Origin of the sequence: Methylococcus geothermalis (assembly GCF_012769535.1) — a bacterium.
GTDB lineage: Bacteria > Pseudomonadota > Gammaproteobacteria > Methylococcales > Methylococcaceae > Methylococcus > Methylococcus geothermalis.
This window is the reverse complement of the sequence record NZ_CP046565.1, coordinates 857,834-877,500: the sequence shown is the minus strand read 5'-3', so window position 1 is coordinate 877,500 and position 19,667 is coordinate 857,834. Positions and strand designations below refer to the sequence as shown.

22 protein-coding genes (1 of these 22 cut by a window edge) are annotated in these 19,667 nt (G+C 63.3%); 15 read left to right on the top strand and 7 right to left on the bottom strand.

The window, feature by feature from the left end; translation table 11 throughout:
- The 6 genes from GNH96_RS04220 to GNH96_RS04195 form a co-directional block, all read left to right on the top strand.
- Nucleotides 1-1,770, top strand: the 3' portion of a protein-coding gene (locus GNH96_RS04220) for an NAD(P)H-dependent oxidoreductase subunit E (protein ID WP_169602543.1). It extends 63 nt beyond the left edge of the window; 1,770 of the gene's 1,833 nt are visible here — the last part of the coding sequence; its start codon lies off the left edge, out of view; its stop codon occupies nucleotides 1,768-1,770.
- 39 nt (nucleotides 1,771-1,809) lie between these two features.
- Nucleotides 1,810-2,541: a 2Fe-2S iron-sulfur cluster-binding protein gene (locus GNH96_RS04215; RefSeq protein WP_169602542.1), complete on the top strand. Its 732-nt coding sequence runs from the start codon at nucleotides 1,810-1,812 to the stop codon at nucleotides 2,539-2,541.
- On the top strand, nucleotides 2,534-3,076 hold the full coding sequence (locus GNH96_RS04210) for an NADH-quinone oxidoreductase subunit B family protein (RefSeq protein WP_169602541.1): 543 nt from the start codon (nucleotides 2,534-2,536) through the stop codon (nucleotides 3,074-3,076). The genes GNH96_RS04215 and GNH96_RS04210 overlap by 8 nt, the downstream gene beginning before the upstream one ends.
- Nucleotides 3,077-3,138: 62 nt before the next feature.
- A complete protein-coding gene (gene lgt, locus GNH96_RS04205; RefSeq protein ID WP_169602540.1) occupies nucleotides 3,139-3,927 on the top strand; it encodes a prolipoprotein diacylglyceryl transferase in 789 nt (262 codons plus the stop codon).
- Complete coding sequence (locus GNH96_RS04200) at nucleotides 3,928-4,722, top strand: thymidylate synthase (protein ID WP_169602539.1); 795 nt, start codon at nucleotides 3,928-3,930, stop codon at nucleotides 4,720-4,722.
- A gap of 32 nt (nucleotides 4,723-4,754) precedes the next feature.
- A complete protein-coding gene (locus tag GNH96_RS04195) occupies nucleotides 4,755-5,237 on the top strand; it encodes a dihydrofolate reductase (RefSeq protein ID WP_407658845.1) in 483 nt (160 codons plus the stop codon).
- On the opposite strand, the gene moaC is transcribed toward GNH96_RS04195, so the two are convergent.
- Entirely contained in the window at nucleotides 5,192-5,695 is a 504-nt protein-coding gene (gene moaC, locus GNH96_RS04190) for a cyclic pyranopterin monophosphate synthase MoaC (RefSeq protein ID WP_169602537.1), read from the bottom strand. The two genes, GNH96_RS04195 and moaC, sit on opposite strands and share 46 nt — an antisense overlap.
- A 66-nt stretch (nucleotides 5,696-5,761) precedes the next feature.
- Here moaC and GNH96_RS04185 point away from each other — a divergent pair, with 66 nt between their 5' ends.
- The 6 genes from GNH96_RS04185 to GNH96_RS04160 all read left to right on the top strand — a co-directional run bounded on the left by GNH96_RS04185 (nucleotide 5,762) and on the right by GNH96_RS04160 (nucleotide 10,997).
- Nucleotides 5,762-6,256, top strand: a complete 495-nt coding sequence (locus tag GNH96_RS04185) for a flavin reductase family protein (RefSeq protein WP_169602536.1) — start codon at nucleotides 5,762-5,764, stop codon at nucleotides 6,254-6,256.
- Entirely contained in the window at nucleotides 6,246-7,202 is a 957-nt protein-coding gene (locus GNH96_RS04180) for a nucleotidyltransferase domain-containing protein (protein ID WP_169602535.1), read from the top strand. Before GNH96_RS04185 ends, GNH96_RS04180 begins: the two co-directional genes overlap by 11 nt.
- Entirely contained in the window at nucleotides 7,189-7,908 is a 720-nt protein-coding gene (locus GNH96_RS04175; protein WP_169602534.1) for an HAD family hydrolase, read from the top strand. The genes GNH96_RS04180 and GNH96_RS04175 overlap by 14 nt, the downstream gene beginning before the upstream one ends.
- A 38-nt stretch (nucleotides 7,909-7,946) precedes the next feature.
- The gene (locus tag GNH96_RS04170; RefSeq protein WP_169602533.1) at nucleotides 7,947-8,246 is read left to right on the top strand and encodes a hypothetical protein; all 300 of its coding nucleotides are present in this window, start codon (nucleotides 7,947-7,949) and stop codon (nucleotides 8,244-8,246) included.
- Between the two features lie 128 nt (nucleotides 8,247-8,374).
- Nucleotides 8,375-9,856 carry a sodium:proton antiporter NhaD gene (gene nhaD / locus GNH96_RS04165; protein ID WP_169602532.1) on the top strand — a complete coding sequence of 494 codons (1,482 nt, stop codon included), beginning with the start codon at nucleotides 8,375-8,377 and terminating at the stop codon, nucleotides 9,854-9,856.
- A gap of 487 nt (nucleotides 9,857-10,343) precedes the next feature.
- Entirely contained in the window at nucleotides 10,344-10,997 is a 654-nt protein-coding gene (locus GNH96_RS04160; protein WP_169602531.1) for a hypothetical protein, read from the top strand.
- Here GNH96_RS04160 and GNH96_RS04155 read toward each other — a convergent pair.
- From GNH96_RS04155 to GNH96_RS04130, 6 genes are all read right to left on the bottom strand, one after another.
- The gene (locus tag GNH96_RS04155; protein ID WP_169602530.1) at nucleotides 10,990-12,108 is read right to left on the bottom strand and encodes a ribonuclease Z; all 1,119 of its coding nucleotides are present in this window, start codon (nucleotides 12,106-12,108) and stop codon (nucleotides 10,990-10,992) included. The genes GNH96_RS04160 and GNH96_RS04155 overlap by 8 nt on opposite strands.
- A 76-nt stretch (nucleotides 12,109-12,184) precedes the next feature.
- A complete protein-coding gene (locus GNH96_RS04150) occupies nucleotides 12,185-12,661 on the bottom strand; it encodes a DUF6763 family protein (protein ID WP_169602529.1) in 477 nt (158 codons plus the stop codon).
- 139 nt (nucleotides 12,662-12,800) lie between these two features.
- A complete protein-coding gene (gene hxlAB / locus GNH96_RS04145; RefSeq protein ID WP_169602528.1) occupies nucleotides 12,801-13,970 on the bottom strand; it encodes a bifunctional 3-hexulose-6-phosphate synthase/6-phospho-3-hexuloisomerase in 1,170 nt (389 codons plus the stop codon).
- 130 nt (nucleotides 13,971-14,100) lie between these two features.
- Complete coding sequence (locus GNH96_RS04140; protein ID WP_169602527.1) at nucleotides 14,101-15,132, bottom strand: DUF4124 domain-containing protein; 1,032 nt, start codon at nucleotides 15,130-15,132, stop codon at nucleotides 14,101-14,103.
- 4 nt (nucleotides 15,133-15,136) lie between these two features.
- The gene (gene pyrE / locus GNH96_RS04135; protein WP_169602526.1) at nucleotides 15,137-15,778 is read right to left on the bottom strand and encodes an orotate phosphoribosyltransferase; all 642 of its coding nucleotides are present in this window, start codon (nucleotides 15,776-15,778) and stop codon (nucleotides 15,137-15,139) included.
- A gap of 24 nt (nucleotides 15,779-15,802) precedes the next feature.
- On the bottom strand, nucleotides 15,803-16,807 hold the full coding sequence (locus GNH96_RS04130) for an AAA family ATPase (RefSeq protein WP_228720004.1): 1,005 nt from the start codon (nucleotides 16,805-16,807) through the stop codon (nucleotides 15,803-15,805).
- A gap of 144 nt (nucleotides 16,808-16,951) precedes the next feature.
- On the opposite strand from GNH96_RS04130, the gene GNH96_RS04125 reads away from it, so the two are divergent.
- From GNH96_RS04125 to GNH96_RS04115, 3 genes are all read left to right on the top strand, one after another.
- Nucleotides 16,952-17,536 (top strand): DedA family protein, encoded by a 585-nt coding sequence (locus GNH96_RS04125; RefSeq protein WP_169602524.1) that lies wholly within the window; start codon nucleotides 16,952-16,954, stop codon nucleotides 17,534-17,536.
- Nucleotides 17,537-17,809: 273 nt separating this feature from the next.
- Nucleotides 17,810-19,231, top strand: a complete 1,422-nt coding sequence (locus tag GNH96_RS04120) for a form I ribulose bisphosphate carboxylase large subunit (protein WP_169602523.1) — start codon at nucleotides 17,810-17,812, stop codon at nucleotides 19,229-19,231.
- Nucleotides 19,232-19,255: 24 nt separating this feature from the next.
- Nucleotides 19,256-19,612: a ribulose bisphosphate carboxylase small subunit gene (locus GNH96_RS04115; protein ID WP_169602522.1), complete on the top strand. Its 357-nt coding sequence runs from the start codon at nucleotides 19,256-19,258 to the stop codon at nucleotides 19,610-19,612.
- Nucleotides 19,613-19,667: the final 55 nt, after the last annotated feature.

Sequence of the window (19,667 nt, the reverse complement as noted above, 5' to 3'; positions counted from 1 at the left end):
GCCCATCGCCTTCTTTCCATGCTGCGGGAAGTGCAGCGTGAGCTGAGGCACGTCTCACCGACTGCTCAGCAGACCGTCGCCGAGACACTCGGAGTTTGCGTGACCCGGGTGAGGGCCGTGGTGGAATTCTACAGCTTTTTGTCGGCTGCGCCCCTGGGCAAATTCGACATCCGAATCAGTGACTCCATCACCGATCACATGCTCGGCAGCCGCGACATCGCCGCCTATTTGTGCGACGCGCTCGCCATCCGCCCCGGAGATATCCGACCGGACGGCCGGGTCAGCATGGCCTTCACCTCATGTACGGGCCTGTGTGAACAGGGGCCGGCAGGACTGGTCAACGGTTACGCCATTCCGCGACTCACCCGCGAGCGGGTCGATCGGATCGTCGAACTCGTTAACCACGATACGCCTCTGAGCGATTGGCCCGAGGCACTCTTCGCCGTCGAAGACAACGTCCGGCTCAAGGACAGGCTGCTGGCCAATCCGGTCAAGCCGGGGGCGTCGCTGGAGCGCGTGCTGGCTCAGGGCAGGGAGACGATATTCGAGGAAATCGAAACCTCCCAGCTTCGCGGCCGAGGCGGCGCGGGCTTCAATACCGCCTGGAAGTGGCGCTTCTGCTATGAGGGTCCGGAAGAAGTCGCCGTCTGCCCGCCGGGGCAGCCCGCCGCCCAAGCCGAACGGTACGTGGTCTGCAATGCGGACGAGGGCGAGCCCGGCACATTCAAGGACCGAGTCCTACTGCAAAGCCACGCCGATCAGGTTTTCGAAGGTATGACGGTCTGCGCCTATCTGGTTGGGGCCCGCCAGGGCTTTCTTTATTTGAGAGGCGAATACCTCTATCTGCATCAACGACTCGAAGGCGTGCTGGCGGAACGGCGGCGCCAGGGACTCCTCGGAGAAGGCATTCTGGGTCGGAAAGGCTTCGATTTCGACATCGAGATCCGGCTCGGAGCGGGCGCCTATATCTGCGGCGAAGAATCCGCCCTCATCGAGTCGCTGGAAGGCAAGCGGGGCGTGCCGCGCAACCGGCCACCCTACCCGGTGACCCACGGCTATCTCGGCAAACCCACCGTGGTGAATAATGTGGAGACCTTCTTTGCGGCCGCCGCCATCACCCTGCACGGCGGCGAGTGGTTCGCCTCGGTCGGCACCGAGAAATCCAAGGGCACCAAGCTTCTGAGCATCTGCGGCGACTGTAGCCGGCCCGGAATCTACGAGTATCCATTCGGAGTCACGATTTCGCGGATTCTCGACGACTGCGGCGCAGACGACACCTTAGGGGTCCAAATCGGCGGCCCTTCCGGAATGTTCATCTCCGACAAGGAGTTTGGCCGCAAACTGGCCTTCGAAGACCTCGCCACCGGCGGTTCGTTCATCGTGTTCGACCGGACGCGGGACGTGCTGGAGATCGCCCGCAACTTCACCCACTTTTTCGCCCACGAAAGCTGCGGCTTCTGCACGCCTTGCCGGGTCGGCACCGCGCTTCTGAAAAACCTGCTGGACAAGATCGGCGACGGCCACGGCGCGGCGGGCGATCTGGCTGAACTTTCCCGACTGGGACGGTTCGTGCGGAGCACCAGCCATTGCGGGCTGGGTCAGACTGCCGCCAACCCCATCCTCAGCACCTTGGAACGCTATCCCGAGCTATACCAGAAGCGGCTCAAAACGATCGACTTCGAACCGGGTTTCGATCTGGACGGAGCGCTCGCCATCGCCCGGCGCCTGAGTGGCCGGGACGATGAGAATGCCCACCTGACGCAAACCTAAGGACACTCCGCCCCTCTTAATCCATGTAAAGATCGCGTCATGACGAAACCCTTCCTCCAGATCGACGGCAAACCCATTCCCTACACCGCAGGCCAGACCATCATGGAAGCCGCCACCGCGGCCGGCATCTATATCCCCCACCTCTGCCACAATCCCGAATTCGAGCCGCACGGAAGCTGCAAACTGTGCACGGTGAAGGTCAACGGCCGAAATTGTTCGGCCTGCACCTTTCCGGCGGCGGACGGCCAGGATGTGCTCAACGACACCGCCGAGCTGAACGAACTGCGCCGCACCGTCACTCAATTGCTGTTCGTGGAGGGCAATCATCTGTGCCCGTCCTGCGAGAAGAGCGGCAACTGCCAGTTGCAGGCGGCCGCCTATTTCCTCGGCATGGTCGACGCCCATTTCCCCTTCTTCTATCCCGCGCGGGAGCTGGACGGCTCGCATCCCGACATCCTGCTCGACCGCGACCGCTGCATCTTCTGCGAGCTGTGCGTGCGCGCCAGCCGCGACGTGGACGGCAAGAACGTGTTCGCCATCGGCGGACGCGGCATCGATTCGCGGCTCATCGTCAATTCGCCTTCCGGCAAGCTCGCGGACACACCGATCGCCGCCACCGACAAGGCCGCGCGGGTCTGCCCGGTGGGCGCCATCCTGGTGAAACGGCGCGGCTTCGAAGTGCCGATCGGAGAACGCCTCTACGACAGACACACCCTCGCCGAAGAAAGTCTGGAACGCGAGGAGCCGATCGTGGAGAGCCGCCATGACTGAAAAACTCACCGCCGCCACGACTTCCCTCGCCGGCTGCTTCGGCTGCCACATGTCGCTCCTCGACATCGACGAACGGCTTTTGGCCCTGGCGGAGGTCGCCAGCTTCGACCGCTCGCCATTGACCGACATCAAGCACTGCGGCGACAAAGTCGATCTGGGCCTGGTCGAGGGCGGCTTGTGCAACGCGGAGAACGTCCACACGCTTCGCGAGTTCCGCAAGCATTGCCGAATCCTGGTCGCCGTCGGCGCCTGCGCCATCAACGGCGGCGTGCCTGCGCTGCGCAACCACATCGCGCTCGAGGAGTGCCTGGACGAGTCGTATCTCAACGGCATCGGCATCGAGAATCCGCAAATCCCCAACGACATCGAACTGCCGCTACTCCTGAATAAGGTGCATCCGATCCACGAGGTCGTGAAGGTCGATTATTTCCTGCCCGGCTGCCCGCCTTCGGCCGACACGATCTGGAAGTTCCTCAGCGATCTGGCCGCCGGTCGGGAGCCGTCTCTCCCGCGCGAGCTGATTCACTATGATTGATAGTGGCATAATGGCGAGTCAACGCTGCGCCGCATGCGGCACCTGACAGACCCGAACCCCAGATGCTCACTTACCCCGCCATCGATCCCGTCGCCGTCGCGATCGGCCCACTCAAGGTCCACTGGTATGGACTGATGTACGTCATCGGCATCGCCGCCACCTGGCTGTTGGCGCGGCGGCGGGTGCAGCGGAGCGCGAAACCGCTGTTCACCCCGGCCCAGGTCGAAGACTTGGTATTCTACTCCGCCATCGGCGTGGTCGTCGGCGGACGGGTCGGCTATGCGCTGTTCTACAATTTTTCCGGCTTTCTGCATGACCCGCTGATGCTGTTCCGCATATGGGAAGGCGGCATGGCCTTTCATGGCGGCCTGATCGGCGTGCTGATCGCCATGTATGTCTATGGCCGATCCCAGGGCATCCGGTTTTTCGACGTCGCCGACTTTCTCGCCCCTTACGTGCCCATCGGCCTCTTGGCCGGGCGCATCGGCAACTTCATCAACGGCGAACTCTGGGGCAAGCCCAGCGACGTGCCGTGGGCGATGATCTTCCCCAATGGCGGCAACGTGCCGCGCCATCCGTCTCAGCTTTACGAAGCCTTTCTGGAAGGGCTGGTCCTGTTGGTCATCCTGCAATGGTTCAGCCTGCGCTCACCGCCGCGCATGGCCGTGAGCGGCATGTTCCTGCTGGGCTACGGCGCATTCCGCTTCGCCGTCGAATTCGTCCGGCTGCCGGATGCGCAACTCGGCTATCTCGCCTTCGGCTGGCTGACCATGGGCCAGATCCTGTGCCTGCCGATGATCCTGTTCGGCATCGCTCTGCTGGCCGCCGCCTACGCCCGCCGCTCCGCCTGAATGCGCCCGTATCTCGACCTGCTGCGCGACATCCTCGAGCACGGCAGCGCAAAAGAGGACCGGACCGGCACTGGCACCCTGAGCGTCTTCGGATGCATGATGCGGTTCGATCTCGGCGCCGGGCTGCCCCTCGTCACCACCAAGAAGCTGCACCTGCCCTCGATCATTCATGAACTGCTCTGGTTCGTCTCGGGCAGCACGAATGTCCGCTACCTGCAGCAGAACGGCGTCTCGATCTGGAACGAATGGGCGGACGAAAACGGCGAACTGGGCCCCGTGTACGGGCACCAATGGCGCCACTGGGCCAAGCCGGACGGCAGCGCCATCGACCAGCTCGCGGGGCTGCTGATGCAACTGCGCGGGAATCCCGACTCCCGCCGCCTGCTGGTGAGCGCCTGGAATCCGGCCGACGTCGAAGCCATGGCGCTGCCGCCGTGCCACTATGCTTTCCAGTGCTATGTGACGGACGGAAAGCTGTCGCTGATGTTCCAGATGCGCTCGGTGGACGTGTTCCTGGGACTGCCGTTCAACATCGCCAGCTATGCCCTGCTCGCCTCGATGCTGGCCCAGCAGGTCGGGCTGGAACCGGGCGAACTGATCTGGTGCGGCGGCGACGTGCACCTGTACCGGAACCACCTGGAGCAAGCGCAGCTGCAACTCGAGCGCGAACCCTTCGCGCCGCCGACGCTGAAATTCGCCCGCAAGCCGGACAGCCTGTTCGACTACCGCTACGAGGATTTCATCGTCGAAGGCTACCAGGCCCATCCGCACATCAAGGCCGAGGTGGCCGTGTGACGGGATTACCGGACCTCTCGATCATCGTCGCCATGGCGCAGAATCGGGTCATTGGCGCGAACAACGCCATGCCCTGGCATTTGTCCGCCGATCTCAAGCGCTTCCGCGCCCTGACCCTGGGCAAGCCCATCCTCATGGGGCGCAAGACCCACGAATCCATCGGCCGCCCCTTGCCCGGACGCCAGAACATCGTCCTGACCCGCGCGCCGGATTTTTCCGCCCCCGGCTGCACCATCGTGCACGATCTCGGCGAACTGGCGGCGGTATGCGCCGGAGCCATGGAACTCATGGTCATCGGCGGCAGCGCCGTATATGAAGCCCTGCTGCCGCAGGCCAAGAAACTCTATCTGACCCTGATCCATCACGACTATGCCGGCGACACCTTCTTTCCGGAATTCGCCGCCGAGGACTGGCGTGAAACCAGCCGCGAAGACGTCCGTGACGATCCGGATTTCCCCTGGCCCTACAGCTATCTGGTGCTGGAGCGCGCCTCGCCGGCGTCGCGCTGCCAATGACCGGACTTGCCGCCGATCTTCTCCAACAGACGCACCGATTCGATGCTCATGCCGCGGTCGACCGCCTTGCACATGTCGTAGATGGTCAGCAGGGCGACCTGGGTGGCGGTCAGCGCCTCCATCTCCACGCCGGTCTGGCCGACGGTCTGGACCGTGGTCTGACAGCGAATGCGGCTGGCCTCCGGCTGAGGCTCCAGCGCGAGATCGACATGGGTGATCGGAATGGGGTGGCAAAGGGGAATCAGGTCCGCGGTCCGCTTGGCGCCCATGATGCCGGCGATGCGGGCGATGCCGAGCACATCGCCTTTCTTGTGCCCGCCCGCCATGATGAGCCGCAAGGTCTCGGGCAGCATGGCGATGTACCCCTCGGCCACCGCCGTGCGGGTGGTGCTGGGCTTGCCGCCGACGTCCACCATGTGGGCTTCGCCGGCGGTATTGAAATGAGTCAGCTTAGGCACGCTCGGCTCCGTAGCGGGAAACGAAGCGCGTATTTTAGTGCCTGATCCGCAGGTGGGGCGAACGCAATGAACCTCGAAATGGCCCGGCTGTTCCGAAGCATCAGCCATGGCGTCTACGCGATCGGCGTCGCCGACGCCGAGGGCCCCAACGCCTTCACCGCGGCCTGGGTGATGCAGACCTCGTTCGATCCGCCCATGCTGGCGCTCAGCATCAACCCCATTTGCCTGTCTTACCGGAAACTGATGGCCGGCGGTTTTTTCAGCGTCAACGTGGTGCCGGCGGACCGCCCCGAATGGGCGGGGCTCTTCGCCCGCCCGGCCGACAGCGACAAGCTGGCCGGCATCGCGTGGACAGCCGGCCAGGGCGGCGTTCCTTTGCTGGCGGATGCAGTCGCCTGGTTCCAGTGCCGGCTCGCCGGAACTCTGGCCAGCGGCGATCACGTGGTGGCCGTCGGCCGAGTCTTCGACGGCCGGCTCAACTTTCCCGAGCGCGAGCCGCTGAGCTACCGCGACACCGGCGATCTGGACGGCTCCGCCGCGCTGTATCCCGATGGCTTCTGAACCCGATTTTCTGCCGAAGGACTTCATCCGGACGGCGGAAGGACTTCATTTCGCAATCGTCGACGGCAACCCCGAAGATGGCCGGCTGCTCTGCACCTTGCGCTATGTTCCGACCGACCACGGCCGGCTGCGCAAGCTGAACACGGCGGAAGCCACGGCCTTCCTGCAGGAACACCATCCGGATTATCTGTACCTTTCACGTCGGCTGGACGCCGTGCTGCCGGCGGTGCCGGTCGAATGCGTCGCCCGGCATTTCCGCCCCCGCGACCGGGTCCGAACCCTCTTCACAAGCCAAACCGCTGATCCCATCGAGGCCAAGGCCTGCCGGCTGCTCGGGCTTTTCTTTGCGGAAAGGCTGAACCTGACGGAATTCGGCCTCACCGGCTCGCTCCTGATCGGCGCCCAGACCCCGGCCTCCGACATCGACCTGGTCGTCTACGACCCGAACACCTTCGACGCCGCGCGCGCCATGGTGGCGAAAGCGACGGCGGACGGTCGGCTGAGCGCGCCTGGACAAGCGGACTGGCGGAAAGCTTACGAGCGTCGCGGTTGCACGCTTGGCTTCGAGGACTATCTCTGGCATGAGCGGCGAAAATTCAATGCCGGCTTCATCGAAGCCACCAAGTTCGACCTGACGCTGGTTCTTCCTCGCCCCCTAGACAACATTCCACCCGCCGCCAAGCGCGGCCCCATGATTTTGCGCGCCACGGTGACCGACGGCCGCCGGGCATTCGAATATCCCGCCCGCTACCGAACCGACCACCCGCGCATCGGCGAAATTCTGAGCTTCACCCATACCTATGTCGGACAGGCGCGGACCGGGGAAAGGATCGAGGCCTCCGGCCTGGTCGAAGCGCTTCCCGACGGCACCGAACGCCTGATCGTGGGCAGCAGCCGGGAAGCCCCCGGCGAATACATCCGGGTCCTGCACGATGACACACTCTGATTCCGCCATCACTGGCCTGCGCGCGGCCATCCTGGACATGGACGGCCTCGCGATCGACACCGAAGCGACCTATGTCGCCGCCTGGCGCGGCGCCGCCAACGAGCTGGGGATCGAACTCGACGAGGACTTCTGCCAATCGCTGTTCGGCTGCCATGCCGAGGCGGTCAAGCAGCGGATCAGCGACTACGCCGGCCCGCAATTCGATATCGGCCGCTTCGAGGAAATCGCCACCCGAATCTGGCACCGGCACGTGGAGGCCCATGGCATCGCTCCGATGCCCGGCCTGGAGAATCTGTTGAGGTTTTTCCGCGAACGAAACCTGCCTTATGCGCTGGCGACCAATAGCGAAGCCCGCTTCGCCGGCATCTGCCTGGAGCGGTCGGGGATGGCGAACCTCTTCCCGCTCATCGTCACCCGCGATCAGGTCGCCCAGGGCAAACCCGCGCCGGACCTGTACCTCGAAGCCGCCCGCCGCTTGGGTTTGGCACCCGGCCAATGTCTGGCGCTGGAGGACTCGGAAGCGGGCATCGAATCCGCCGCCCTGGCAGGAACCTTCGCCGTGCTGGTCAACGGCCGGCGGCCCGCCAGCTCCCGCGAACGGCGCTTCGCCCGGCTGCATCTGGCCTCCCTGAATGAGGTGCCGGCGCTGTGGAATCAAGGAACATCGGCCGACAAGGCTTACCCCAAGGCCGCCACTCTGATATAAGATGCAGCGTCCTTTGTCGTGAGAGAGAAGCAACCGACATGATCGGCGCCATCGCCGTCCTTTTCGTTGCCTACTGGTTCTACCGCACCGCCCTGCGGCTGAAGCTGCCCCCGGTCGCTTGGGCCGCCGGCGGCGTCATCGTCTATTACGCCGGCTTCGTCGTCTGGCTCTACCTGGTCCTGAAACCCCTGCTGGGAGACTCCTTCCGCCATCATACCTTCCTATTGGGGCTGGGGATGGACCTCTCCTCGGTGCTGGTCGGAACCCTGCTGGCCGCGCTGTTCCGTGCGAAGGTCATGTCGAAACAGGGCGATGCCCCTTACGAAAAACACTTCTGATGCGGAAAGCAAACGCCAGCCTCGGAGCGGCCGCCGTTCCTGCTTCTCCGCCTCGCGAATTCATCGAAATCCTCTACTGCGCGCGCAGGCCGGTCGGCGTGCACCAGGCCTTTCAAGCAGGAATCCGAATGCTGTCCCTCTCCCTGTCCCAACGGCGCCATCTGCGTGAGCTTTCCCCGACGCGCATACGGTTCCCAGTTCTGGCGGCATGCGCCCTTTTCATCGGCGCGCCGAAGCTTTGTCTTGCGGGCGATCACGGCCCAGTGGGCCCCTTGGACCTGACCCGGCACTGGGCCGGCTACCTTGCCGTGCTGATTTTCTTCCTCGCCTATTTCCTCGCCATGGCCGAGGAGGTGACGGAACTTCGGAAGTCCAAGCCGATGGTGTTCGCCGCCAGCGCGATCTGGGGCCTGGTCGCGGCGGTTTACGTGGGCAGCGGCATGCCGGAGCAGGCCGGCGAGGCGTTCCGCGCTTCGCTGCTGACCTACGCGGAACTCTTGCTGTTCATCCTGGTGTCGATGACCTACCTCAACGCCATGGAAGACCTCGACGTGTTCGAGGCCCTGCGCTGCTGGCTGCTGGGCAAGGGATACAGTTACCGGCAACTGTTCTGGCTGACCGGCATCCTCGCCTTCATGATTTCCTCGGTATGCAACAACCTGACCACGGCCCTCCTGATGGGCGCGGTCGTCATGGCGCTGGGCAAGGACTGTCCGCGCTTCGTCACGCTTTCCTGCATCAACATCGTCGTTGCGGCCAACGCCGGCGGATCGTTCAGCCCCTTCGGCGACATCACCACCCTGCTGATCTGGCAGAAGGGCAAGGTGCCCTTCGTGGATTTCTTCCATCTCCTGATTCCGTCAATCGTCAATTTTGCCTTGCCCGCGGCCTGCATGTTCCCGTTCCTCCCCCGCCAGCGGCCGGCCGCGGTAGATAAAAGGATTCCGATCAAGACCGGCGGGCGCCCCATCATCGTGCTGTTCCTGCTGACCATCGTCACCGCGGTGGGCTTCGAAAACCTCCTGCATCTCCCACCCGCCGCCGGCATGATGGCGGGGCTGACCTACCTGAAGTTCTACAGCTTCTACCTGCAGAAGAAGACCGCGCCCCAAACCCCGGACCCGGACGAACTCGTCGCTCAGGGCGAACCGATCGGGGAGGCGGACGAATTCGACATCTTCAAGAAAGTATCCCGGCTGGAATGGGACACCTTGCTGTTCTTCTACGGTGTGATGTTGAGCATGGGCGGGCTGAGCTTCATCGGCTATCTGGAAGACATCTCCGAATTCCTCTACGCCGATCCGGACCGGACCACCTTTGCCAACATCCTCGTCGGCATCGCCTCGGCATTCATCGACAACGGCACCATCATGCTGGCGGTACTCTCCATGGACCCGCACATCTCGCAGGGCCAATGGCTGCTGGTGACCCTCACAGCCGGCGTGGGAGGCAGCCTCCTCGCCATCGGCTCGGCCGCCGGGGTCGGCTTGCTTGGCCAAACCAAGGGTTACTACTCCTTCGGCGCCCACCTGAAATGGGGACCGGTGATCCTGCTGGGCTATTTCGCCAGCATCGGCGCACACTTCTTGATCAACCGGTCGTACTTCTAGGACGGTGAGCCTCGATTATTTCACCCTCGACCTGCTGCGCCAGAATCAGGCGAGACGGATGACATAACGCCACACCGCAAACGAAATTCGGCGCCGGCCTGCGGCAAAGGGGCAACGGACGTTTTGAAATCTCCCGCTGCCGATAGTCCGAAAAGAAATGGGAGAGCAGCGATGCTAGGCTCTGAAACCACTCTCAGAATCTGGGTTTCGTGCCGGGGAGATACCATCACAGGACGCTCCCAGGATGGCGATCACCAACTCAGCCTTTGGTCCGCACCCTTGAATTCCGCCGGTTCCTGCTTCAGCCAGCGGTCCTTTCGGCGCCCCCAACACCGCTTGACGGCGGCTCATGCCGAGCGCACCATTTGGTTCGAAACAGGCAGCTAACCCTATCGAGTCTCTTGGCTTCGTGACGAAGCTTTACAACATCGCGGGGTTTGTTGCTCTACCGGCCTATGTCCCCTTATACAGGCCAACGAGGCATGCCATGAAAGCTTTTCGGCCAGCATTCCCCTTTTATGCGCTGATAGCTTGCACGGCGCTAATCACTGCTTGCACCAGTCCGGGCTACAACAACAATCCCTCCCAGCAGATTACAAACGCCAGGGTCGGCTGCCTCGGCGCCACGGATTTTTTCTCGGTTTATTTCAGCTTGCACGTCCAACCGTCCGATCAATCAGGGGATGCAAGAATAACAAGGGAGCTGTTTCAGTCTTACTGCAATGACATACCAGCACCAGGCAAGATATTTTTTACAGCCGACCTGGTTGGTAACGAACTCAGAAAATCCCCCATTGCCATCATAGTCACCGAGCAGCAGTCCGCAGACGGCGGTGAAGACGCAGGGAGCCTAAAGGAGCGACGCACGGTGGTGACAGTGCCACCCACCCTTTATTCCAAAGGCGTCATCGAATCGAATTTTGAGCTTGACAAGAACGGGTATTACTCCATTGACTTGATTAGAGGTGGCGCAGACTCAACCTCGGAAGAAGACAAACTGAAAATACCGCTTAACGTAGGCGTCGACTCTGGCGCAAGACTTTCGATCAAACGAATCACGGCCATACTCGGCATCCCATTGAGCCTGGCACTCACTGGCTTCGTGACCTTCCGATATTTAAGAAGGCGCATGGTTATTTAGTCGACCCAGATAGGGTATTGAAGAGCCTGTCGCGGGCAATGTCGCGCTCCTCAGCCGGCTCCGACTCGCCTTGGTCAAGCCAATTGGAGTCCGCCACGGGCTGTGCCGTGTGGAAAGCTTGCCAGAACTCCCGCTCCAGCTCGAACTCCCGCCCCTGGTAGATCGGCGAAAAATGAAACGGCGTGGGGAATTTGACGCCGGCCCTACGTGCGATGGTTCCGGCCTGGCGGGCAGTGAGGTGGTACTTCCGGGCCGCGCGCTCCTTGAGTTCGTCGCCGAACACCGCCTCGATGAAGAACTGGTCGGCACCCGATGCCAGTGCCACTATGCGCCCTGCGTTCTCCTCGTGATAGACGGCGTCGGTGACATAGGCCGCTTTCTGCCCCGCCGAGACATGCACGATGGATCGGGCCAGTTCCCCCAGCCGATAGTCCGCCTCCCCTAAACAACCTCCGTCACGCCTCATCGCCCGGATCGGCGTGTCTTCATGCTGCCCCGTCAGCAAGGCGTGCTTGAGGTCGTGCACCCAGGCGCCCGGCTCCAGGCCGAGTTCCGCCAGGCGGTTTTTCCACACGTTGAGGTGGCGTTTTTCCCGCAAGGCGAACGCGAGGCACGGCGTTGCATGGTCCAGGACCGCAAATTCGACCGCCAGATTGAGCTCGTCCAGCAGCCGGCGATTTTCTATCGGAAGTTCGGTTTCCGCTTCCCGGCGAAAGGCGGTGCGGCAGCGAAACGATGCCCTGCGCCCGAGGGTTTCGGTCAGCACCTCGGTCACCTCGAAGGAGACATCGGTGACGTAGTTTCCCACCAGATTCCAGGTATAAGCCGAGAGTTTGTGCTCGACCTGGGCCAGGAAACCCACCGGCCCGAACATGCGGATGCGGCGATCGCGCCCCAGGCACAGCCGTAGCAGCCGGTCGAATCCGACGAAGTGATCCATGTGGGCATGGGATACGAACACATCGCTCAGGCGCAGAATCTTGCGGACCGGCAACGCGCATATATCGCCGAGATCGAACAGCACCGCGCGCTTCTCGAACAGGAAATCCACGTAGACCGCCGGGTCCCCACGGGGGCCGTTCACCAGGGCGGGATGGAAGACCGGTTTCACGGCGGTGTTTCTCGAGTTCGGTTCCTCTCAGCGCAGGAGCAAGAGCGCGATCGAGCCCAAGGTGGAAAGCCGCAGGCTATTCGTCTTCCGAATAGGCGGTTCCGCCTCCCTTCGCCCGCTCCTCTTCCTCGGTTTTTTCGGGCATTTCCGCCGCCGGCTCGGCCTCCAGCGGTATCATCTCGGGCCCTTCTTCCTCGAACAGGACTTCTTCTTCCCCGGCTTCTTCCGACATCTCTTCCAGCGGCCGCTCTTCCTGTTTGACCACTTCTTCCAGCGGTTCCGACCAGTCCTCGGGGAGCGTGTCGGTAATCTCGGTGCCGCCGAGATCGTCCAGCTCGGCGACGTCCATCGGACCGCTCCAGTTTTCGGGTTCTTCGATGAGTTCGATCGGAAGCAGGTACCAAGTGTCGAGGTCGATCTCTTCCAGGTCGCCGTCGAAATGCTGGATTTCGACGGTGCGGGCGTCGTCGTCGATGGCGACGACAGTAAACGACTGCCCCTTGTCCAGATGCCGGTACCAGTTGCCGACGATCGGATCAGCTTCGGAGTTCATTGCGTACCTCCTATGACCATGCGGTGAAACGCGAAAACACTTGGCTGGCACGTACACGTTAGCACCACCCGAAGGCTATGGCGACACTCGCCCCTGAAGTGCCAAATCAATGGCTGACTTCCTGCTCGAATCCCAAGACCTATTCCAGATTGGCGTGGCGCGTCCGCATCTGCTCTTCCGGGATCTTCTTGGTATGGATGATGTGGGCGATCGTGGCTTCGAGCAGCACCAGGGTGGAAAGCTCGAAGGTGGTGCCCATCGGCATGCCGACGACCTTGCCGTACTGCTCGGGGGTGCCGATCCGGAACACCATGTCCGCCATGTCGCCGATCGTGGACTTGTCGCGGGTGGAAATCAGCGCGATGTTGGCCCCCTGTTCCTTGGCTTTCTTGGTGTAGGCGATCATGGTCTCGGTTTCGCCCGAACCGGAGATCACGATCAGGAGATCGCCTTTCTGGATGCTGGGAGTGACGATTTCACCGACGAGGTAGGCCTGATAGCCCCCGTGCATCAGGCGCATGGCGAAGAACCGGCCGACCAGCCCCGAACGACCGGCGCCGGCGACGAAGATGCGGCGCGAACGTTCGAGCAAGCCGGTCAGGCGAGCCTCGTAGGTCTTGTCGGTCGCGCCGAGCACGCCGCTGATCTTCGACATGATGAATTTGTGGTGGGCGCCGTCCAGCAACTCGCGGATCGTGCGCGCGGCCGTGGCCGGACAAGGCGCGCCGTAAATCGCCGCGCCGACCACGACGATGTCCGCACCCGCCTTGGCGACCCGCGAGGCGGTGTTCTGGTTGATGCCGCCGGCGACGGAGATCCTCACCGGCAGCTTCAGGCGGGCGATGCTCTCGAGATCGGCGAATGGCGTCTGGCCTTGGGCCTGGGCGTCGAGGCCGGTATGCACGCCGATGATCTGCGCGCCGAGCCTGGCAGCCTCGCGCGCGCAAGCGGCCTTGTCCGGCACGTTGATGAGATCGACCTGGACTTCCGCGTTGTGCGCCTGAGCCGCCTTGACCACGCCGGCGATGGTCGCAGGTCCCGACACCCCGAGCACGGTGCAGATGTCTGCGCCCGCGGCATAGAACGGCGCAGCCTCGTATTCGCCGGCGTCCATGGTCTTGAGATCGACCAGGATGAGCCGGTCCGGATGACGACGCTCGAGCTCGCGGACGATTTCGATCCCGTTGTGCTTGATGCAGGGCGTGCCGATCTCGAAGATGTCGACGTAAGGCGCCGTGAGGCGCGCAAGTTCGAGGGTCTGGTTGCGATCCAGCGAATCCAGGGCCAACTGAATGAGTGGTCTTGTCATGAGCGATCCTCCAATAGGCTTTTCGTTGTGAACTGCGGCGATGCCCGGAACGCCGGGATCGAGCCGTCCGCTTGAGGACGGCAAGTGTGCCAAGCGGCCAAAGCCCGGTCCAGAACCGCCGGGTCTCCCCTCAGGGCACGGAGCCCATTCCCGCTTCGACGCTGGAGCGGAAACCGGCACGAATGTCCCGCGCCTTGGGACCTGCGCACAGCTCGCGGCCCAGGCTGGACTGGCGGCAACGGATGTCCAGGAAAACCGTTTCTTCTCCGTGCCCAGCAATGCGGGCCAGAGTCAAGGCCATGTCCTGGTCCGACAGCGGAGTCGAAGTGTACACCAGGCGTTCGGTGTCCATCGCCAGGGGCGTATCGGCCTTACGGAGGACATAGCTGCGCGCCAGAGCCCAGGCCTTGAGGCAGATCGCCTCGCTGGAGCACGCCACCGCGCTGAGTCCCCCGCTATCGTCGTCGGCCGCGAATACTTCGCCGAGGGCGCCATGGCTCGAGCGCACCTGCTCCGCCTTGAGCGCACGGAAACGCTCCATGTCCCGGCTGAATCTATCCTCGATGATCCGTTTCTTGTCCTCGAGGACGCGGATTTTATCTTCGTAATCCGCGATCCGGCGGCGCTCGTCCTCGATGGCCTTCAGGACCTGCGCGGCGACGGCCTGACCCTGGCGTTCCATCTCGGCAGCGCGCTTTTCCTGGGTCCGCAGAATGTCCGCATGCCGCGCCCGATATTTTTTCAGGATAAGGACGGATGCGTCGCTCTGGACGATCTGGTCGTTCAAAGCCAGCCGCATGTCCTCTTCGCTGGCGTAGGTTCGCAGCAACGCCATGTCGCGGTTGCGCTGCTCCTCGATGAGACCCGCCGTTTCCGCTCTGAGGCGCCTCAGCATCTGTTCCCGCTGCAGCATTTCCGGACTCTTGGCGCCCTCGATGACCTCGATCTGGCGTCCCTGCGCATCGAGTCGGAAATGTTTCTGCCGGGTTTGTTCCGGCGGAACGCTGTCCGAATAATGCACATTCCCCTGTTCATCCACCCATTTGTAGGTTGCCGCCATGGCGGCCCCAGGCAGGGCGAGTGCGCCCCACAGCGCCAAGCCCAGCGCCCGCGCGGGAAGCGCGTTCCCGGTGCGGGCGATGGGGTGCGCGCCGCGGACCATGGGTTCAAGCGGTGCCGTATCGGTTGCGGTAGACCTCCAGCGCCCCCAGCTCCTCGGCCCGGCCAGAGCTGCGCAAGTACTCGATGAGGTGGCGGAAACCGACGATGGCATGGACCGGAATCCCAAGGCTGTCCCGCACTTCCTGCACGGCGGACTTGCCCGACTGGCCGATCTCCTCGCGGTCCAGAGCGATCAAGACGCCGCACGGCGTGGCGCCGGCGCCGCGAATGATCTCGATCGACTCGCGCACCGAAGTGCCGGCGGTGATGACGTCGTCGACGATCAGCACGTCGCCGTGCAGCGGTGCGCCGACGAGGGTGCCGCCTTCGCCATGGTCTTTCGCCTCCTTGCGGTTGAAGGCGTAGGGGATTTCTTCTCCGCTGGCCCTGGCCAGGGCGATGGCGGTGGCGGCGACCAGGGGGATGCCTTTGTAGGCCGGGCCATACAGCACGTCGGCGCGGATGCCGCCCGAGGTCAGGGTCTGGGCGTAGAACTCGCCCAGCCTGCCCAGCCGGGCGCCCGTGTCGAACAGTCCGGCGTTGAAGAAATACGGACTCTGCCGGCCGGATTTGAGGGTGAAATCGCCGAAGCGAAGCACCTCACAGCCGAGGACGAAATCGATGAACTCTTTCTGATAGGTTTGCATGAAACGGACACGGAAAATCAGATATCAGGGCACGGCCACCCGCCGCAGCAGGTCCTTGACGACATGGTCGGTGGCGATGCCTTCGGCTTCCGCCTCGTAGCTCAGAATCAGGCGGTGGCGCAGGATGCACGGCGCCAGGGCCTGGATGTCGTCGGGAGTCACGTAGTCGCGGCCGTCGAGCCAGGCGCGGGCGCGGGCGCAGCGGTCCAGGGCCAGCGTCGCGCGCGGGCTGGCACCATAGAGTATCCAGCGCGCCAGGGAATCGCCGTAGCGGGCCGGCTCGCGCGTGGCCAGGATGAGCTGCAACAGGTAATCCTCCAGGGCCTCGGCCATGTAGACGCCGAGCACTTCCTCCCGCGCAGCGAACAGTGTCTGCTGGCTCACCGGCGCCATCGCGTCGGCGGTCTTGCGCTGCGGCTGGCGAGCCTCGCCGCGCACCAGGTGGAGGATGGTCTTTTCCTGGTCCGCGCTGGGATAGCCGATGCGCACGTACATCAGGAAACGGTCGAGCTGCGCCTCCGGCAAGGGATAGGTGCCTTCCTGCTCGATCGGGTTCTGGGTCGCCATCACCAGGAACAGTCCGGGCAGCGGATAGGTCTTGTTGCCCACCGTGATCTGCCGTTCCGCCATGGCTTCGAGCAGGGCCGACTGAACCTTGGCCGGGGAACGGTTGATCTCGTCGGCCAGCACCAGATTGTGGAACAGCGGACCCGGCTGGAAGTGGAACGAACCCTCCTGGGGGCGGTAGATTTCGGTGCCTGTCAGGTCCGCCGGCAGCAGGTCGGGTGTGAACTGGATGCGCTGGAAATCGGCTTCCACGCCGCGGCTCAAGACGTGGATGGCCCGCGTCTTCGCCAGGCCCGGCGCGCCTTCGACCAGCATGTGGCCGTCCGCCAGCAGGGCGATGAGCATGGCGTCGACCAGATCGCTTTGGCCGATGATCTGGGCGTTGAGATAGGTCCGGAGCCGCTGAAGGTCCCTCTGCGCATTGGAAACCGGCGCGGCCGAGGATTGGGGAGTAGCATTCATGCGTTTGGGATTTGCTGGCTGGTCGATCGGGATGGACATTATAAAACGGGTCCGCGGCCTCGCATTCACCCCAGCCGGTTACACGCAGCCTTAACCTTGGCTCTCTAGAATCCGAATGTTTAAGCCACCAGGCGAATGCCCCGTATGTCTTTCGAATCGCTGATAACCGAGTACGGCTTCCCGGCCCTCATCGCCGGGCTGCTCCTGGAGGGCGAAACCGTCCTGTTGATCGCGGGATTTTTGGTGGGACGCGGCTATTTTTCCTTCCACCATATTGTGCTGCTGGCCTTCGTCGTGACGCTCGCGGCGGATCAGGGCTACTTCTGGCTGGGTTACAAGCACGGAGATGCGCTGTTGCGTCGTTTCCCGTCCCTGGCGCCGGCGGTGGAACGGGCATCGACGCTGCTCCATCGCTACCATTCCTACTTCATCTTCGGCTTCCGCTTCTTCTACGGCCTGCGGGTGGTGACGCCCATCCTGATCGGCATGAGCCGGTTCTCGCCGGCCCGCTACGCCACGGTCAACGTGATCGCCGTGGGGGTCTGGGCGGTGGTAACGACGGGGCTGGGACTGGTGTTCGGCAAAGCCATCGCCGGCATGATCGACGATCTGCGCCAGTACGAATCCCTGCTGGTCGGCGGGCTGTTCATCATCGGTTCGGGCCTGGCTCTCTACCGATGGCGGCATATCGGCGACCGCAACGATGTAGACCACCCCCCCGACAGCTGATGCGTCCGGCCCGGGAACACAACGCGTCGGGCGGACCACGAGCCGGGTTTGGAGCGACGGGGCCGCATGGATTATGCTAACGACCCTCTCGCCCGGCGCCGGCATGGCGGGTCTTGTAGTATAACGCACGCTTATTGTCGTGATCATGACAATTTAGTTCCGTTTATGGATATCAGCGCTTATAGTGCCTCGCGAAAAGGGATCGACCCGATGCCGGCTAGGGAACGGCGGTTCATTACCATAGCGCTGTTGCTCAACGAGTAGGAGAAAACCATGGCTGTCAAAACGTACAACGCGGGCGTCAAGGAGTACCGCGAAACCTACTGGGACCCGAACTACACCCCCGCCGACACCGATCTGCTGGCGGTCTTCAAGATCACCCCGCAGCCGGGTGTGCCGCGCGAAGAAGCCGCCGCCGCCGTCGCCGCGGAATCCTCGACCGGCACCTGGACCACCGTCTGGACCGACCTCTTGACCGACCTCGACCATTACAAGGGCCGCGCCTACCGGATCGAGGACGTACCCGGCCAGGACGAACAGTTCTATGCCTTCATCGCCTATCCGATCGATCTGTTCGAGGAAGGCTCCGTCGTCAACGTGTTCACCTCGCTGGTGGGCAATGTGTTCGGCTTCAAGGCCGTGCGCGGCCTGCGCCTGGAAGACATCCGCTTCCCCATCGCCTACGTGATGACCTGCGGCGGCCCGCCCCACGGCATCCAGGTCGAACGCGACATCATGAACAAGTACGGCCGTCCCCTGCTCGGCTGCACCATCAAGCCCAAGCTGGGCCTGTCGGCCAAGAACTACGGCCGCGCCGTGTACGAATGCCTGCGCGGCGGCCTCGATTTCACCAAGGACGACGAGAACGTCAACAGCCAGCCGTTCATGCGCTGGCGCCAGCGCTTCGACTTCGTCATGGAAGCCATCGAGAAAGCCGAGGCCGAAACCGGCGAGCGCAAGGGCCATTATCTGAACGTGACCGCGCCGACCCCGGAAGAAATGTACAAGCGCGCGGAATACGCCAAGGAAATCGGCGCGCCCATCATCATGCACGACTTCATCACCGGCGGCTTCTGCGCCAATACCGGGCTGGCCAACTGGTGCCGCAACAACGGCATGCTGTTGCACATCCACCGCGCCATGCACGCGGTCATGGACCGCAACCCCAACCACGGCATCCATTTCCGCGTCTTCACCAAGCTGCTGCGGCTGTCCGGCGGCGATCATCTGCACACCGGCACCGTCGTCGGCAAGCTGGAAGGCGACCGCCAGGCCACCCTGGGCTGGATCGACCTGCTGCGCGAGCGCACCATCAAGGAAGATCGCTCCAGAGGCATCTTCTTCGACCAGGAATGGGGCTCCATGCCCGGCGTGTTCGCGGTCGCCTCCGGCGGCATCCACGTCTGGCACATGCCGGCGCTGCTTTCGATCTTCGGCGACGACGCGGTATTCCAATTCGGCGGCGGCACCCTGGGCCATCCCTGGGGCAATGCGGCCGGCGCCGCGGCCAACCGCGTGGCGCTGGAGGCCTGTGTCGAGGCGCGCAACGAAGGCCGCCAGCTCGAGAAGGAAGGCAAGGAAATCCTGACCGAAGCCGCCAAGAGCAGCCCGGAACTCAAGGCCGCGATGGAGACCTGGAAGGAAATCAAGTTCGAGTTCGACACGGTCGACAAGCTCGACGTGGCCCACCGGTAAGCTAACGAGGATTCGGGAAAGACCATGAGCGAAATGCAAGACTACAAATCCAGCCTGTCCGATAGCGGCTCGCGCAAGTTCGAGACCTTCTCTTACCTGCCGCCGATGGACGCGGCGAAGATCCGCCGGCAGGTGGAGTACATCGTCAGCCGCGGCTGGAACCCGGCCGTGGAGCACACCGAACCGGAGAACGCGTTCGATCACTACTGGTACATGTGGAAGCTGCCGATGTTCGGCGAGACCGATGTCGACGCCATCCTGGCCGAAGCCGAGGCCTGCCACAAGGCGCACCCACACAACCACGTCCGCCTGGTCGGCTACGACAACCTCAAGCAGAGCCAGGGCGCGGCCATGGTGATCTATCGGGGGTCGGCGGTCTGATTCCCGTGGGTTCGAGAGCGATGCCAGAAGGCCCTTGCCCGCCCTGCGGAGAGGG